This window comes from Caballeronia sp. LP006, assembly GCF_031450995.1.
Lineage (GTDB): Bacteria > Pseudomonadota > Gammaproteobacteria > Burkholderiales > Burkholderiaceae > Caballeronia.
On sequence record NZ_JARTVW010000006.1, the window covers coordinates 124,262 to 139,076 of the forward strand.

The 14,815-nt window shown below is 58.7% G+C and carries 15 protein-coding genes and 1 pseudogene; 6 read left to right on the forward strand and 10 right to left on the reverse strand.

All coding sequences use genetic code 11. The annotated features are described in order from the left end of the window. Nucleotides 1-25 precede the first annotated feature (25 nt). Genes P9250_RS31085 through P9250_RS31095 form a run of 3 tightly spaced genes read right to left on the reverse strand, consistent with a single transcriptional unit; the run spans nucleotide 26 to nucleotide 2,886 of the window. Nucleotides 26-871: an amidohydrolase family protein gene (locus P9250_RS31085; protein ID WP_310397148.1), complete on the reverse strand. Its 846-nt coding sequence runs from the start codon at nucleotides 869-871 to the stop codon at nucleotides 26-28. Further along, nucleotides 871-1,896 carry an amidohydrolase family protein gene (locus tag P9250_RS31090; RefSeq protein ID WP_310397150.1) on the reverse strand — a complete coding sequence of 342 codons (1,026 nt, stop codon included), beginning with the start codon at nucleotides 1,894-1,896 and terminating at the stop codon, nucleotides 871-873. The genes P9250_RS31085 and P9250_RS31090 overlap by 1 nt, the downstream gene beginning before the upstream one ends. A gap of 15 nt (nucleotides 1,897-1,911) precedes the next feature. Beyond that, on the reverse strand, nucleotides 1,912-2,886 hold the full coding sequence (locus P9250_RS31095; protein WP_310397152.1) for a PhnD/SsuA/transferrin family substrate-binding protein: 975 nt from the start codon (nucleotides 2,884-2,886) through the stop codon (nucleotides 1,912-1,914). A gap of 429 nt (nucleotides 2,887-3,315) precedes the next feature. Between P9250_RS31095 and P9250_RS31100 the strand changes: the two genes are divergently transcribed. The 5 genes from P9250_RS31100 to P9250_RS31120 all read left to right on the forward strand — a co-directional run bounded on the left by P9250_RS31100 (nucleotide 3,316) and on the right by P9250_RS31120 (nucleotide 7,253). Continuing rightward, a complete protein-coding gene (locus P9250_RS31100) occupies nucleotides 3,316-3,777 on the forward strand; it encodes a sulfatase-like hydrolase/transferase (RefSeq protein WP_310397155.1) in 462 nt (153 codons plus the stop codon). Continuing rightward, nucleotides 3,774-4,367, forward strand: a complete 594-nt coding sequence (locus P9250_RS31105) for a sulfatase-like hydrolase/transferase (RefSeq protein WP_310397157.1) — start codon at nucleotides 3,774-3,776, stop codon at nucleotides 4,365-4,367. Before P9250_RS31100 ends, P9250_RS31105 begins: the two co-directional genes overlap by 4 nt. A 253-nt stretch (nucleotides 4,368-4,620) precedes the next feature. Continuing rightward, complete coding sequence (locus P9250_RS31110) at nucleotides 4,621-5,046, forward strand: hypothetical protein (RefSeq protein WP_310397159.1); 426 nt, start codon at nucleotides 4,621-4,623, stop codon at nucleotides 5,044-5,046. A gap of 278 nt (nucleotides 5,047-5,324) precedes the next feature. Beyond that, a complete protein-coding gene (locus P9250_RS31115; RefSeq protein ID WP_310397161.1) occupies nucleotides 5,325-6,773 on the forward strand; it encodes a methylenetetrahydrofolate reductase C-terminal domain-containing protein in 1,449 nt (482 codons plus the stop codon). 57 nt (nucleotides 6,774-6,830) lie between these two features. Continuing rightward, nucleotides 6,831-7,253 carry a cupin domain-containing protein gene (locus tag P9250_RS31120; RefSeq protein WP_310397163.1) on the forward strand — a complete coding sequence of 141 codons (423 nt, stop codon included), beginning with the start codon at nucleotides 6,831-6,833 and terminating at the stop codon, nucleotides 7,251-7,253. Nucleotides 7,254-7,271: 18 nt separating this feature from the next. Here P9250_RS31120 and P9250_RS31125 read toward each other — a convergent pair whose 3' ends face one another. The 5 genes from P9250_RS31125 to P9250_RS31145 all read right to left on the reverse strand — a co-directional run bounded on the left by P9250_RS31125 (nucleotide 7,272) and on the right by P9250_RS31145 (nucleotide 11,931). Beyond that, a complete protein-coding gene (locus P9250_RS31125; protein WP_310397165.1) occupies nucleotides 7,272-8,144 on the reverse strand; it encodes a LysR family transcriptional regulator in 873 nt (290 codons plus the stop codon). Nucleotides 8,145-8,344: 200 nt separating this feature from the next. Continuing rightward, the gene (locus tag P9250_RS31130) at nucleotides 8,345-8,746 is read right to left on the reverse strand and encodes a dihydroneopterin aldolase (RefSeq protein ID WP_310397167.1); all 402 of its coding nucleotides are present in this window, start codon (nucleotides 8,744-8,746) and stop codon (nucleotides 8,345-8,347) included. Further along, nucleotides 8,739-9,602 (reverse strand): bifunctional methylenetetrahydrofolate dehydrogenase/methenyltetrahydrofolate cyclohydrolase FolD, encoded by an 864-nt coding sequence (locus tag P9250_RS31135; protein ID WP_310397169.1) that lies wholly within the window; start codon nucleotides 9,600-9,602, stop codon nucleotides 8,739-8,741. The genes P9250_RS31130 and P9250_RS31135 overlap by 8 nt, the downstream gene beginning before the upstream one ends. Nucleotides 9,603-9,609: 7 nt before the next feature. After that, the gene (gene purU, locus P9250_RS31140) at nucleotides 9,610-10,467 is read right to left on the reverse strand and encodes a formyltetrahydrofolate deformylase (protein WP_310397171.1); all 858 of its coding nucleotides are present in this window, start codon (nucleotides 10,465-10,467) and stop codon (nucleotides 9,610-9,612) included. 96 nt (nucleotides 10,468-10,563) lie between these two features. Then, on the reverse strand, nucleotides 10,564-11,931 hold the full coding sequence (locus tag P9250_RS31145) for a hypothetical protein (protein WP_310397173.1): 1,368 nt from the start codon (nucleotides 11,929-11,931) through the stop codon (nucleotides 10,564-10,566). A 316-nt stretch (nucleotides 11,932-12,247) separates the two neighbouring features. Here P9250_RS31145 and P9250_RS31150 point away from each other — a divergent pair, with 316 nt between their 5' ends. Beyond that, nucleotides 12,248-13,540, forward strand: a complete 1,293-nt coding sequence (locus P9250_RS31150; protein ID WP_310397175.1) for a glutamate ligase domain-containing protein — start codon at nucleotides 12,248-12,250, stop codon at nucleotides 13,538-13,540. Nucleotides 13,541-13,568: 28 nt separating this feature from the next. Here P9250_RS31150 and P9250_RS31155 read toward each other — a convergent pair whose 3' ends face one another. Then, on the reverse strand, nucleotides 13,569-13,853 hold the full coding sequence (locus tag P9250_RS31155; RefSeq protein ID WP_310397177.1) for a DUF4148 domain-containing protein: 285 nt from the start codon (nucleotides 13,851-13,853) through the stop codon (nucleotides 13,569-13,571). A gap of 36 nt (nucleotides 13,854-13,889) precedes the next feature. After that, a pseudogene (locus tag P9250_RS31160) lies at nucleotides 13,890-14,789 on the reverse strand (IS3 family transposase); the annotation flags it as partial. Nucleotides 14,790-14,815 lie beyond the last annotated feature (26 nt).

Here is a 14,815-nt window from a genome sequence, read left to right on the forward strand (position 1 = left end):
CGATCGGGCAGAACGGCGCATCGTGCTATGAAAGCGCCGGATACAATAGCAACGCAGTTTTCCCGAAGATCCATTCCCGGTCTTCGTCGCTCAACGACGACAGACCCGCCCGCGCAGATGCGAGGATTTCCGCAAGCGTGCCGGGTGAAGTGGGAAAGTTCGATCCCCACGCCAAATGCTGTGCATCAAACGCTTCAACAACCGCCAAAAAAAAAGTTTCGGCACTTGCCTTGCCTTTCTTGACGTCGCCGAAGATGCGCGGCGTGAGTTTGAGATAGATATTGTCGAATGCCGCGAGATCAAAAAGACCTTGCGCTGCCGCGTAAGGCATGCCGTCTAGTACGTCTGGACGCCCCAGGTGATCAAGGACGATCGATACGCTCGGAAATCGCTCTGCGAGGCGCGCAACTTGAGGCAGACCGATGGGCCCGGTTTGAATGCACATCGGCAAGCCGAGTTCTCCACACAGCTCCCATGCAGGAAAGGAGCGTTCGTCGTCGAGCTCACTAGGGTCAAACTCCTTGGTACTTCCGCCCGTGAAAAGGCGCAAGCCGCCTAGCCCTTGCCCGACCCATTCGCGGATGCGCTTCGTCGCATCGGGCTCGAGGATATCGACCGAACCAACAGCGACAAGCCGGTCTGCAAAGCGTGCACAACCATCGACCACATAGCTGTTGTCAAAGCCATATGTGGTCGATGAGTGGACTACTGCGGCCTTTTCCACGCCCGCTGCATCCATCGCTTCGATCAGCGTTTCGACGGTCGTCGGGCGCTCCTTCGACCATTCCGAGCGCGTACCAAAAAGCGGCGCGGGCGGATATTGGCTTTCATCGTCAGAGATGATGTGCGGATGAATATCGACGATCTGCATTAGAATCCCTTGGCCTTAAGGCGCTTGTCCAGACGCGGATACACGCGCCGTGCGTTAGCTTCGAAGATCTTGTAGCGGTCTTCACCGCTTAACGCGCTACAGGCATCGACGTACCGCTTCGTGTCGTCGAAGTACTCGCCGGTATTTGGATCCCGACCGCGGACCGCGCCGATCATCTCAGAGCCGAACAATACGTTGTCGGCCGGAATGACCTTCGTCAGCAATTCGACGCCCGGTTGGTGATACACGCACGAGTCGAAGAAAATGTTGTTCAGCAAGCCTTCGAGTGGGCGCTCGCGCATATCCAAAGACATACCGCGATAACGTCCCCAGTGATACGGCACCGCGCCGCCGCCGTGCGGAATCACCAGACGCAGCGTCGGAAAGTCCTTGAAAAGGTCGCTTTGCAGAAGCTGCATGAACACCGACGTATCCGCATTTAGATAGTGCGCGCCCGTGCCGTGAAAACACGGGTTGCACGATGCGGCTACGTGAATCATCGCTGGCACATCGAGGTCGCAGAGCGCTTCGTAAAGCGGATACCACTCGCGATCGGTCATCGGCTTGCCGGTCCAGTAACCGCCGCTCGGATCGGGGTTCAGATTGCAGCCGACAAAACCGAGCTGCTCGATGCATCGGCGCAATTCGGGAATGGAATTCGCGGGCGCCGCGCCCGGCGATTGCGGCAATTGACAGACCGGCGCGAAGTTGTCCGGAAACAGTTCGGTCACGCGAAACACGAGATCATTCGATACTTCGGCCCATTCCAGGCTCGTGCGCTCGTTGCCGAGGTGATGGCTCATCAGGCCGGCGATGGGCGAGAAAAGCGTAAGGTCGCTGCCGCGCTCCTGTTGCAGCTTGAGTTGACCGTTGACGATAGCGTCGCGAATGTCGTCGTCGCTGACGTGCGCGCCTTCGCGCGACGGTGCGTCGGCCGGATCGTTCGCATGTTCGACCTGCTTAGCACGCCATGCGCGGAATGATGGTGGAACGGTCGTGAAGTGACCGTGGCAATCGATGATCATCTTGTCTCCCTTCTTTCAACACGCCTGCGGATCAACGAACAATTCCTCGATCGACATGCGCCGCGGCGTGAGACCTTGCTTGAACGCGGTGGATTCCAGCGTTTCGATTGTCTTGAGGTTTTCGGCAAGACCGTAGGGCAGCGGGTCATATCCCACAATTTTTTGCAGTTCGAGGTATTTCTTATCGCTTGCATTCGTGGCGTCGCCCGAATTGAGACGTTCGAGCCATTGTTTCTTCGCCTGGTCGAAGGCGTCGTAAATGGACTTCGCAATCCACGGATGTTCGGCAAGCACCGAATCCTTCAAGACGATCATGCCGTGCATAGGATAGACGCCAGTTCGCTGGTAATAGTCCGCTTCCAGTTCAGCCGCGTTCGGCAGGAGATCGGGGTAATCGGCTTCCACTTCCTGCCATCCGCCGGTCGGCGCGCCCTTGCGTCCGATGCCCGCGGCCGCGCCGAATCCCGCCGCGAGTTCGCCTTCCGCCATCATGTCGGCAAGCGAGCTTCCTTCAGGCGCGTGCATCACATTCGACGGCAACTTGAGTTGCGTGACGTGCTCTTCGTCATCCACGACCCATGTGACTTTCGACGAGTCGAGTCCGAATTCATCGATCAACACCTGGCGGGTCCATACGCCCGTCGTGACAGAATACGCACGCACCCCTACCTTCTTGCCTTCGAGGTCCTTGGGATTCCGGATTCCCGCATCCGGACGCACCAGCAAGCCGCCATGATGAAAGCGCCGCACGACGAAGATCGGCAAGCCGACAAACGGCGCGCCGTAAGCCCGCGCAATGATGTAAGTCGTCGGAGCCAGTTCGCAGACGTCGAACTCGACATCGCGCACCATACGGCGAAATGCGCCGATCTGCGGTCTCACTGTGATGAACTCGGCATCCACGCCATCGATAGGAATGGTTCCGTTGCGAATGGCAGAAGTGTGCGGATGCTCGGCGATCGCGATCTTGAGCTTGACTTTCCTGGTCAACTTCGTCTCCTTGGGTTTGAACGTCGCGGATGACTTAGAGCGGCACGGGCGACGCGGACAATTTGTCTCGACAGCAACCAGAATAAAAAAAGAACCTGATACTGTCCCTACACAAAAGTGAGTTTCAATGGCACTTTTCTTTGGCGTAGCGAAAAAAAGCCACAGTTGGACCAAGCGGAAAGTCCTGGCGAAACGCAACTTTGTCCAGAGACGTCCGGGCTCGAATCCTTTACCCTCCGCCAAACTGTTCTACCCGTGCCGTCGATATGAGTCGGCCGGCGCAAGCGCTACGGAGGCAGCGTTGTCCAAAAAATTACCGTTGAGCCATATTGGGGCTACTTCGCCGTTGCCGGATACGTCAACATTCGGCAACGGCGCGTCGCGGCGAAATTTCCTGAAACTGTCCGATCGGCCATCGCGCTCGCAGGCATGAACCAAGGGAAGGCGGCACAGGCAGCGACGCCCGCCTTGCAGCAAGCAAACTCCCGCGCCCTTCAAACGGCGCCAGAGACGCCGCCTTCCGGCTTGAACATTCTCTTCATCCTGACGGATCAGGAGCACTATTTCGATCGCTGGCCGTTCCCCGTTCCGGGACGCGAAGAAGTCGTGCGGCGCGGCACCGTTTTCGCCAACCATCAGATCGCATCATGCGTGTGTTCGCCATCCCGCTCGACGATCTACACGGGTCAGCACATCCAGCACACGGGCGTCTTCGACAACGCCGGACTACCGTGGCAAGAGGATATGTCTACCGACATCCGGACGGTTGCAACGATGCTTAAGGACGCGGGTTGCCATACCGCCTATCTCGGCAAATGGCATTTCGGCGCGAACATGCACAAGACACGCGCGCCGTACGGTGCACCACTCCCGACTACAACGCGACGATGAAACAATACGGTTTCGATGATTACTTCGGCGTCGGCGACCTGATTGGCGAAGAGTGCGGCGGCTACAACTACGACGACATCACGGCAGAGTCGGCAGTCACCTGGATGCGAACGCGCGCGCCTGCTTTGAAGCGCGAGAACAAGCCCTGGTTTCTCGCGGTGAATCTGGTCAATCCTCACGACGTGATGTTTCTGGACACCGACCCGCCGGGATCGAATTTGCAGAACACGCCGAGGCCTTTGTGCGGAAATCGACGCCCGCCCGAAGACCGCCTCTATGAAACGACGTGGGACGGAGTACCTCTCGCAGCATCGCGCCGTCAGCCCTATGACGAACCCGGCTGGCCCGAAGCGTATCGCATGTATCTCGCCGCTAGCAGCAATACGGTCGGTGCATTTACGTCCACGGACGAGCGGGTGCGTATCTGTCAGAACTATTACTTCAACTGCATACGCGACTGCGACACCCACGTCGAGAGACTACTCCGCGCGCTAAATTCACTGAATCTCACTGAGCAAACCATAGTTGTACTGACCTCCGATCACGGCGATCATGTCGGGGCACATCAGCTCGTGGGCAAGGGAGAGTGAGTACGTACCGCAAACAGAATCACGTGCCGTTAGTCGTTGCGCATCCGGCTTATCCCGGCGGCAACACGTGTCCCGCGCTCACGTCGCATGTCGACCTCGCCCGACGTTGCTGGGCCTGACGGGATTGATCCGTGCGGAGATCGCACGGATCGCGGGTTCCGCAGCGAAGGGTTCGAGTTTTGCACATCTCCTGCACGATCCCACCGCCGCGCATGCGAATGCGCTGCGCCAAGCCGCGCTATTTAAATATTAGATGCTGACGTTCTACGACAGTGAATGGATGTACGCCGAACTCAAGGTCCTACACGACAGCGCCATACCCGTAGACCAGCGCGAAGCCCGAGCCCGCGCGCTGTCCCCGGACTTCAGGCAGCGCGGCGCCATTCGCAGCGCGTTCGACGGCCGCTATCGCTTCAGCCGATATTTCTCTATGCTGAATTTGAATCAGCCGGAGACGCTCAACGCGCTACTTGCTTCGAACGATATAGAACTCTACGACCTGCACGACGATCCCGGCGAGATGCGCAATCTCGCGTTGGACCGGAAGCGCCATGCCGGATTGTTTGCGATGAACGCGAAATTGAATCGCCTGATTGCGGAAAAAGTCGGTTTCGATTCGATCGACAGTCTGCTCATTCGCGACGGCAAGATACGCATGCGCTTCCAAAAGCGAACATGAACAATCGGACGTTCGCGCGGTCACGCAACTTTGTCGATTCGAGCTATTTGCGCAAGCTAAATGTGCGCGTCACGTGCTTTTTCCCTGCGCGCTCCAGTCATAAGATGTCTCCATGTTTTTGCGAAGCGGATTCGATTGCTCTCGACAGCACTCGATCACGTCTGGCGCAAGACGAATCGATATCGATCCGGGAGACACCGAATGAACGCCCTGCTTGACGAACGCAGCCCGCGTGGGAACGCCACGCAATTTCGTGTATGCACGCCGGTGGAAGCGCGATGAAAGCATTGCGACGCTGGTCCTTGAAACATGCACGCGGCATGCGCACGTTATATGGCGTGTTCGAGCGTACGGCGCCTGCACTCGCGCCAATCGCAAAACTAATTGGACCGAACAGACTGGAAGCGGTCGTGCTCCCGATCGAACGCGCCGCGAAGACAGCCCTGTTCGACTGCCAGATGTGCGGGCAGTGCGGTTTGTCGGTCACCGGCATGGCCTGTCCGACAGGCTGCGCTAAGGGCATGCGCAACGGTCCGTGCGGCGGCGTTCGTCCGGACGGTCAATGCGAAGTCCGGCCCGAACGCCGGTGTACCTGGGTCGATGCGACTGAAGGCGACGCGCGCATCCGCGCCGGACACACGGAGAGCTGGTCACGGCGTGCATCACCACGGGACTTTCGTCTGAACGGAAAATCGACGTGGATGCCGATGATCGCAACTGCTATCCCCGCTACCGCTGGTACGCCCGCTCCCGTGCGCGCATCGGTTGCCGCGGAATCGTCCGCAGCGGACGATCCGGTCGCTAATGACTTCGCGGCATTGTGTCGCGAGCGAAGTCGGTTTATCGTCACTGTTGAAATTTCGCCGCCGGACTCGGCCGATCCTCAGGCGCTGCTGAAACGAGCCGACCTCTTTCGCGGCCTTACCGATGCCATCAACATTACGGACGGCGCAGGTGCGAACTGCCATATGTCGAGCGCCGCAGCCAGCGCGCTACTTATCTCGGCGGGCTTCACGCCGGTGACGCAAGCGAGTTGCCGGGACCGCAATCGCATTGCGCTTCAGGGAGACATACTCGGCGCCGCTGCGCTGGGCGTGCGAAACGTGCTGTGCTTGACCGGCGACGACGTCTCCAAGGGCGATCACGCAGGCGCCAAGCCCGTTTTCGATCTGGATTCGGTGAATCTTCTGCATACGCTTCGAGGCATGAGCGAGCGTGGTGAATACGCTTCGGGCCGCAAGCTGGAGCGTGCACCGCGACTGTTCCTGGGCGCGACGGCCAATCCTTTCGTACCGCCGTACGGCGAGCGGATCGCTAATCTGGAGCGGAAGGTAGATGCAGGCGCGCAGTTCATTCAGACGCAATTCTGCTTCGATCTGAATCTGCTCGAACAATTCATGCATGAGGTGCGTGCGCGTGGTCTTCACGAGCGCACGGCAATTATTGTCGGTGTTGGCGTACTGTCGACGGCGCGCGCGCTGCGTTGGATGGCGGACCATGTGCCGGGCGTGAACGTTCCGATGTCGGTCACCGAGCGCATCGCCGCGGCTGCCGATCAGCGGCTCGAAGGGAAGCAATTCTGCATCGACATGATTCGAAGCCTTCGGTCCGTCGAGGGCGTCGCCGGAGTCCACCTCATGGGTTATAAGAACGAAGAAGTGCTGGCGCAGATCATCGAGGAAGCAGGGCTGCGCGCGCCTGTTCGCGGCGTCGAATCGGTCACGTAAGAATCGGTGACTTCGCGCATGCCCGTTCCGACCGACCCTGCATGATAGGGATACCACATGACGAACGAGCGCCTGGCCGTGAGGGACATCATCGAAGCGTTCGGCATGGAGCGGCATCACTTGGCGGGGTGGTACGCACCGCATTACGCTGATCGCGAGGTTTCGGGACCGCCCCGGCTATCGTCCATGTACTACCTCCTGGCGGGCGATGAGCCGATTCCGCTTCACAAGCTAGAAGGCATAGAGGTGTGGCACTACTATCTCGGCGCGCCCGCAGAAGTCACTGTAACCAACGGAAGCCGTATGCGTGAAGTCAGCATGCTCGGCGTGAATTTGATTGTGGGTCAGCGGCCACAACTCGCCCTTCCGGCTCATTGCTGGCATGCGTGCCGTAGCCTCGGCGAGTGGACGCTGCTCGGCTGCACCTTGTCGCCGGGCTATTCGCCCCACAGTTCCTTCGTGCTCAACGCGGGCGACTGACCGCACTTATTTCGCTGTTTACAGCGGATGCGCGGCGAACCAGTCGACAACGAAATGCATCAGCAGCGAGACCTTCGCCGGCACGCCGCTGCCCGGTGCAATCGCCACATAGAGCGTCTGACTGAACGGAACCCACTCCGGCAAGACGGCTCGAAGTCGCCCGGCAGCCAGATCGTCCCGAATCAGCGGCACGGGAAGCAGCGACAAACCGAGATCATCGATCGCGGCATCGCGCAGTGCGGAGAACGTATTAGTGGAAAAAGCCGGTGTGGGTTGAAAGCGCTCTTCGCGGCCGCTCTGCTCGAATTGCCAGGTGTGGTACGCAAAATGAACTAGCGCGGCATGCTTGGCGATATCTGCCGGATGATCGAGCGCCGCCGCCGATTCCAGGTACGCGGGCGAAGCGCACAGGGAGTACGGGATGTCGGCAATGCGCCGCGCCACGATCCGGCTGTCAGGTATGGGCCGGGTGTGCAGCGCGATGTCGCAGCCCTGTTCGAGAAAACCGTAGGCTGTTTGCGCCACACCGCCAAGCACCAGACGCGGCCGGATCTCGGGATACTGCTTGGCCAAGGCGGTTAGCAAATGAGTCATCGCGGTTTGCAGCCATTTCGGCGCGAGCACGGAAATCTCGCCGCGCGCCTCCGCCGCTTCCGATGAAACCTGACGGTCCATTTCCTCCACGCGCGTCAGGATGTCGTCGCAGAAATGGTAGTAGCTCTGCCCCGCTTCCGTGAGTGACAACGATCGCGTAGTCCGGTTCATCAGACGTACGCCGAGTTCGTCCTCCAGCGCCTGAATATGACGACTGACAAGCGTCCGCGAGATCCCCAGATGCTGCGCCGCGCCGCCCAGACTGCGCTGCTTGACCGCTTCGACGAACGCCTGCATTGCACTCATTCGATCCAATTGTGTCTCCTGAAGGCACCTTGGCTGCGGCATGCTCCAGGAACCGGAATCGCGTCAGTCGAAAGACGGTGGGCAGCCGCCTTCTCTCCAAAAGGCGTCTTCCATGATACTAAAAGTATCGGCGCGTTTTCGCCGCGCGCCCCGCATCGCGCAAACGATGCACGACGGGCGCGTGGCGGCCATCACGCATGCGACCTGCTCAAGGTGACGCATGTGCCGGCAAGGCAGCCAGGCACCGCGCGCGGTTTAGCGATGCGCACCTCGGCCTTGAATACGGCGTCGTGAGCGAGGCACTTTTGCGCCAGCCTCATCGCGAATGTTTCGATGAGCAAGATGCGCTGCGCCGCAAGTTCGATCGCGCAGGCCCGGAAATATGTATAGTCGAACGTCTGAGAAAGTTCGTCCTTCGACGGCGGCACGATGTCCACCGCGACATCGATAAGCAGCGGCTGCGGAACGCCGATCTCAGCTTCATAGACACCGATATCGGCCATGACTTCGATGTTGTTCAGCCGAACCTGACACGAAGCGGAAACGAACGCCGCGAAGCCCCGCAAGTGCGGCGCAAACACGACTTCATCCATGAACCGATCTCCTCGCCGCTTTCAGCGTGTTACTCAGCAGACAGGCAATGGTCATCGGACCGACGCCGCCGGGAACCGGCGTCACCGCGCCCGCATGGTCCATTTCATTGGCGGCGCAATCGCCTACGAGAAGCGCTTTGCCGCCCGGACCGTCCTTTCGCGTAATACCCACATCGATCACCACCGCGCCCGGCTTGATCCAGTCTCCACGAACGAGGCGCGGCGCGCCCGCCGCGACCACGACGATATCCGCGCGGCGAACAATGTCCGGCAAACCAAGCGTAGCGATGTGCGTCACAGTCACGGTGCACTCCCGTTCGAGCAGGAGCAACGCCACCGGCTTACCGACGATATTCGACTTGCCGATGACCACGGCGTGCTTGCCGCGCAGTTCATCGATCACGGTGTCGATGAGCATCATGCAGCCGAGCGGCGTGCAAGGCGTCAGCCCGTCGCTTCCCGTCGAGAGGCGCCCGACGTTTACCGGATGAAAGCCATCGACGTCCTTGTCCGGCGCGATGGCGTCGAGCACCTTGCTGGGGTCGATATGATCCGGCAGCGGAAGTTGCACGAGAATGCCGTGCACCTTCGGGTCCCGGTTGAGGCGCGCAATGAGTCCGAGCAGCTCCGCTTCAAGCGTCACGTGGGGCAATCGATATTTCTCGGAATGAATACCCGCCTTGTCGCACTCGATGACCTTTTGCCTAACATAGACCTCGCTCGCCGGGTTGTCGCCGACGAGCACAACAGCTAGACCTGGCGCGAGATCATGCTCGCGTCTGAACGTGCTGGCTTCGTTCGCTACCTTCTCGCAGAGGTCTCGCGCGATCTGCTTTCCCTGAATGATTTTCGCCATGTCTGCCTCAATCCCGAAAGACGATGGTCTTGCTTCCGGACAGCAGCACACGGTTTTCAACATGCAGACGCACCGCTTCCGAGAGCACACGCCGTTCGATATCGCGGCCTTTGCGAACGAGATCGTCGGGCATGTCCGCGTGATTGATCGGCTCGACATCCTGATGGATGATCGGCCCTTCATCCAGATCGGCCGTCACGTAATGCGCCGTCGCCCCGATCATTTTTACGCCTCGTGCGTGCGCCTGATGATACGGTTTCGCCCCTTTGAATCCCGGCAGAAACGAGTGATGAATGTTGATACAACGGCCACTGAGAAATTGGGTCATCCTGTCGGACAAGACTTGCATGTAACGCGCGAGCACGACGAGTTCCGCACCGGTTTCCTCGATAATGGCGCGAATCTGCGCTTCCTGCTGCGGCTTTGTTTCGCGCGTGACCGGCAGATGATGATACGGAACGCCGCTGCTCAACGAGATGGTGACCGCCTCTCTCGGATGATTTCCGACGATCCCGACAACGTCCATCGCCAGTTCGCCGATACGGCGGCGGTATAGCAGATCGCCCAAACAATGATCCAGCTTGCTCACGAGGAACAGAACCTTGACTGGCGTATTTTTGGCTCTAATGCTCCACTGAATGCCGGCCGATTTCGCTATCTCGCCAAACGCTTTCCCGATCGCGTCTATCGACCCGACCGATGGAACGTCGATCTCCATTCGCATGAAAAAGTGATTGGCCTCACGATCGTTGAACTGCGCCGCGGCGACGATATTTCCACCGTGTGAGGCAAGGCAAGTGGTGACCGCCGCGACAAGTCCTTGGCGGTCTTCACACTGGAGGGTAAGGATGTAGGTTTCAGTCACATCATGCTCTTTCATTCGAAGGGATCAATGCAGCCGGCCGAACCGGCGAACGCGTGGCAGCTCAGGCACATTAGGCCGCCATGCGTCTCGCTCGGCTTACTTGCGATACACAGTGCGTGCGTGCGAGCCGTAGGGTGCCGGTGCGACGATTGCCTTGACCGAAGTCTGCTCGTGCGGCTCGACTTGCGGCTTGGTGGAAATCGGGTTCTCCCCCCACAGCACCGTAACTTCCGTGCCGGTTTCGGCAAACTCTTCGTCGATCACCGCCAGCGAGACGACAGCACGTTCGTTCGCGATATAGCCGCAGTCCATCGAGATTCCCACGCGCTTGCCGCCGATCAGGATTTCGTCCATCTGATAAAGGCCGTAACGCGCTTTCGGCATATTGAAATGCTTGTGCTTGGGCCCGTCCGTCCATGCCGACGACACGATGCGCGCCATGTCCTGCGCGTCCCATACCAGCGTGACCTTCTTGCGGCGTTTGCCTTTAGCGTGCTCTTTCAGCGCCTCGGCGCCAACGAAATCGTGATCGAACGCAACCATCCGCTCATAACCGAGATCGAACGGCGTGACGTAGTAATCGGCAATGTCCTTGGAATTGAGACTGCCTGCGAGACTGCCGGCCGCTTTTGCCGGAAGCCATTCGCGATAGGCTTTCAGTTCATCCTGGCTGAAGATCGCAGGCAGCGGCCCCGGAATCCAGCCCGATTCAAGATTGGCGGTGGAGTAAGCAATCGAGCCGACGCGCAGCAGTCCGAACTCCTGTCCGGCAGAAAGAATCGCATCGCGGATGGCGTCGCCCTCGGCCCACGGTCCGAAGATTTCGAAGCCGACCGCGCCCGCCATACCGTGACGCAGTGCGCGGACGCAATGACCGGCGATCTGAAAGTCCGTCATGCCGAAAAACTTGACGTCCGGAAGCTGCTGACCCGTCATCTTCTCGACGAGCGGCCCGGCGAACGGACCCTGAAGCTCGTAGCGATAGACGACCGGCGGACGTCCGCCGCGATCCATCGACTGCGGATCGCGCTCGGTCGTGACATCCCACTTACCCGTTTCGACATGGTATTGAACCCAGTCGAGCGCGGTCGGACGGCCAACGAGATTAAACAGTTCTTCTTCGAGATAGAAAAGCACGCAGTCACCAAGATAGTGACCGTCCGGCGTGGTAGCGATGAATTGCTTGGCCATGCCCGGCTTGAAATTTTTGAAGCTGTTCACCGCGAGGCTGGAGAGGAGATCGAACGCGCCCGGACCCTTGACATAGTGATCGACCATGTGATGCGACTGGTCCATGAAGCCGACGCCCTCGCGCCAAGCATTAACTTCGCTTTGCCAGTTCGTGAACTGACCGGAAACGGTGCCGTGCGAAAAGGCGCGGCGCTGACTGTTGCGCAACAGATCAACAGCGTTTCCAGCGCGCTTGATAGCGGATTCTAGACTCTCATTCGGTAAAGCGGTCATTTGATGAATTCCTATGTCGTGGTTTGATTTCGTCTCGATCGCTGGTTACCTGCAATCCGACGACGCAGTAGCACCGCGCTTGAAGTCATCTTAAGAGTAAGGGTCGTGCAGAAAAAGCACGTCAGACGCACACTAACTTTGCGGAAATCGCTCGAATTAGGGATCACCATGATGAGCAAGGACTCGAAGGAACGCCGGTGCGATCGACACTGACTTGGCGTACGACGCGTACTGGACAAGGGTTCGCGCGATACGTATTGTAGGTCTGCAGAACTGCGGCAGAGCTGCAGACGTCAGTCTTGATCGCCATACGAGCATGAATACCGAGACTCTTCAGCAAATTTTAAGCAAACTCGATACGCTGACCAATTGGGAACATCGCGCGCGCAGCACGATGAAGATGACGCTCGATCCCATGCGCGATCTCATGACGCGCTTGGGCAATCCCCATATCGGCTTTCGTGCGATCCACATAACGGGCACCAAGGGCAAGGGCTCGGTTGGCGCACTTCTCGAAGTTGCTCTTCTTAAAGCCGGTCTCTCTGTCGGACGATATGCTTCGCCTCATCTCGAACAAGTCAACGAGCGCGTCAGCCTGCAGTGCTCGCCGATTTCGAACGAAGCTTTGTCGAATAGCCTCGCGCTGGCACTCGACGCGCTTGAAGATGCGCGAAGCGCCGGTTCTCCTGGGGAGCATGCAAGCTGGTTCGATGTCTTCACTGCTGCCGCGTTTCTTGCCTTCAAGAAAGCCGAGATAGATGTGGCGGTAGTGGAAGTCGGTATTGGTGGGCTCAAAGATTCCACCAATGTGATTTCAAGCGATGTCGCCGTAGTTACGAATGTCGAACTCGAACATACCGAAGTGCTTGGCGCGACTCGAGCTGCCATTGCTCAAGAAAAGATAGGAATTCTGAAACCGAGAACCCATCTTGTGACCACGCTTTTGCCCACTGATGAAGCGGGCATGGTGCTGCACGATAGTGCGTGCGCGATGGCGTGTAGCGTGGACGTCATATCGATGATCACAGGTGAGCATCTCGAGGACATCAACGTGCGGGTTGCCGGCGCGGTGCTTGACTATCTTGGGCAAAAGAAAGGCTTTCGCGTTTCATCCAATCCCATTCGGTCGCAGCTGATTGACAGGTATGTTCGTGAGGCGGCTCGCCTTCCGGGCCGGATGGAACGTTTCCAGATTTGGGTCGGCAACGAAAAATTGGTCACCGTTGTCATGGACGGCGCACATGTTCCGTTCAACCTGAGCGCGGTGCTTCGCGAACTTAATAGAGACGTCGAACTTGCGGGCCCTTGCATCGCCGTTGTGGGGATCGGAAGGGATAAGGACGCGGAATCGTTGCTTGCGGTCCTCTTGGAATCCGTGTCTTACTGCATTTCTACGGACCTGCCGGGGCCTTCGCGCGGCGTGCCGTGCGATGACTTAAAGCGTATCGCCCAATCGGTAGGCGCGCGCGCCGAAGCTCAACCGGTCATCGCCGTAGCGGTCGATCTCGCAATGGCCACCGCATCAGCAGAATCCGGCTGGGTTCTGATTACCGGCTCTCTGTATCTTGCAGGCGCGGCTCGGGCGCTGCCCGAGTTTCGCCGGGTCTAGATGGACACGGCTATCCTACCGTGTCGGGCTACATATGAAAAATGCGTTTGTATTGCCGGCTCACCCGCTGCTGCGCCATTTGGAACGAGTCGGGATAGGTATCCGCATCGGCCACCGAGTCATAACCCACATTGGTGAGTGCCGCCAGCTCGCTCTTGACGCGCGCTCGCGTAGGATTTTCATCCTGTCCGAGCGCGGTGAGATCCTTGCACTGCTGCGGACTGGTCTGAGCTGCGAAGACCGTTGCAGCCGGCGGACTGCCGCATGCCATCAAAAAGCCAGAGAGAATCATGGTTCCAAGAGTCGCCCTCATCTTTAACTCCATGTTTTTAGAGGCTGGATGTAGTGGTCAACTAATCCCGGACACTGCGTTAAGTTTTTCTTCCGCAACAGCTGGTGCCAGTCCGTCGTTGAACTGATGCGGTCGTATCCAGTTGTACCGGTGCATCAGATAGTGGCTGATATCCCGGTGCGCTTCCTGCGCCGACATGCATCCCACTGACGGCAGCCATTCAGTCTTGACGCTGCGGAACAGCCTTTCCATCGGAGAGTTATCCCAACAATTTCCTCGACGGCTCATGCTCTGCTGTATCCGATAGCGCCAGAGGCGCTGACGGAATTTCCGGCTTGCATATTGGCCGCCTTGATCCGAGTGAAACAGCAAGCCTTGCGGTCGACCACGCTGCACATAGGCCATCTCCAACGCCTGTACGACCAGATCGGCATCAGGGCGTGTCCAGAACGACCAGCCAACAACCCGACGCGTGAACAGGTCGAGTACTACGGCCAAATAATGCCAACGGCCCTGCGCCCAGACATACGTGATGTCACCACACCAGACCTGATTCGGCGTACCAACCTCGATTTCGCGATTGAGATGGTTCGGGATATCGATCCGCTCGACCGTGGCTTGCTTGTAGGTATGGCGCCCCGGCTGCTTGCAGATCAACCCGAGCTCTTCCATCAAGCGGCTGACCTTGAAGCGGCCAATCGCCGTACCTTCCTCACGCATCATGCCCATGATGCTGCGACTGCCAGCAGAACTTCGACTATCGATGAACAGCTCATGTACTCGGCTACGCAGTGCCATGCGCTCGGCATCAACGCGTCGGGCTCGCTCTCGGTGAGCATACAGGCAGGACCGCGATACGTCGAATACCGCGCAGATCAGTGCGACCGATTCGCTTGCGCCAATCTGATCAATTACATCGTACGTTCGATGCCTTCCGACATCAAGAGCGCGGTAGCCTAATGGAATGGTCTGCCCCACCTCCT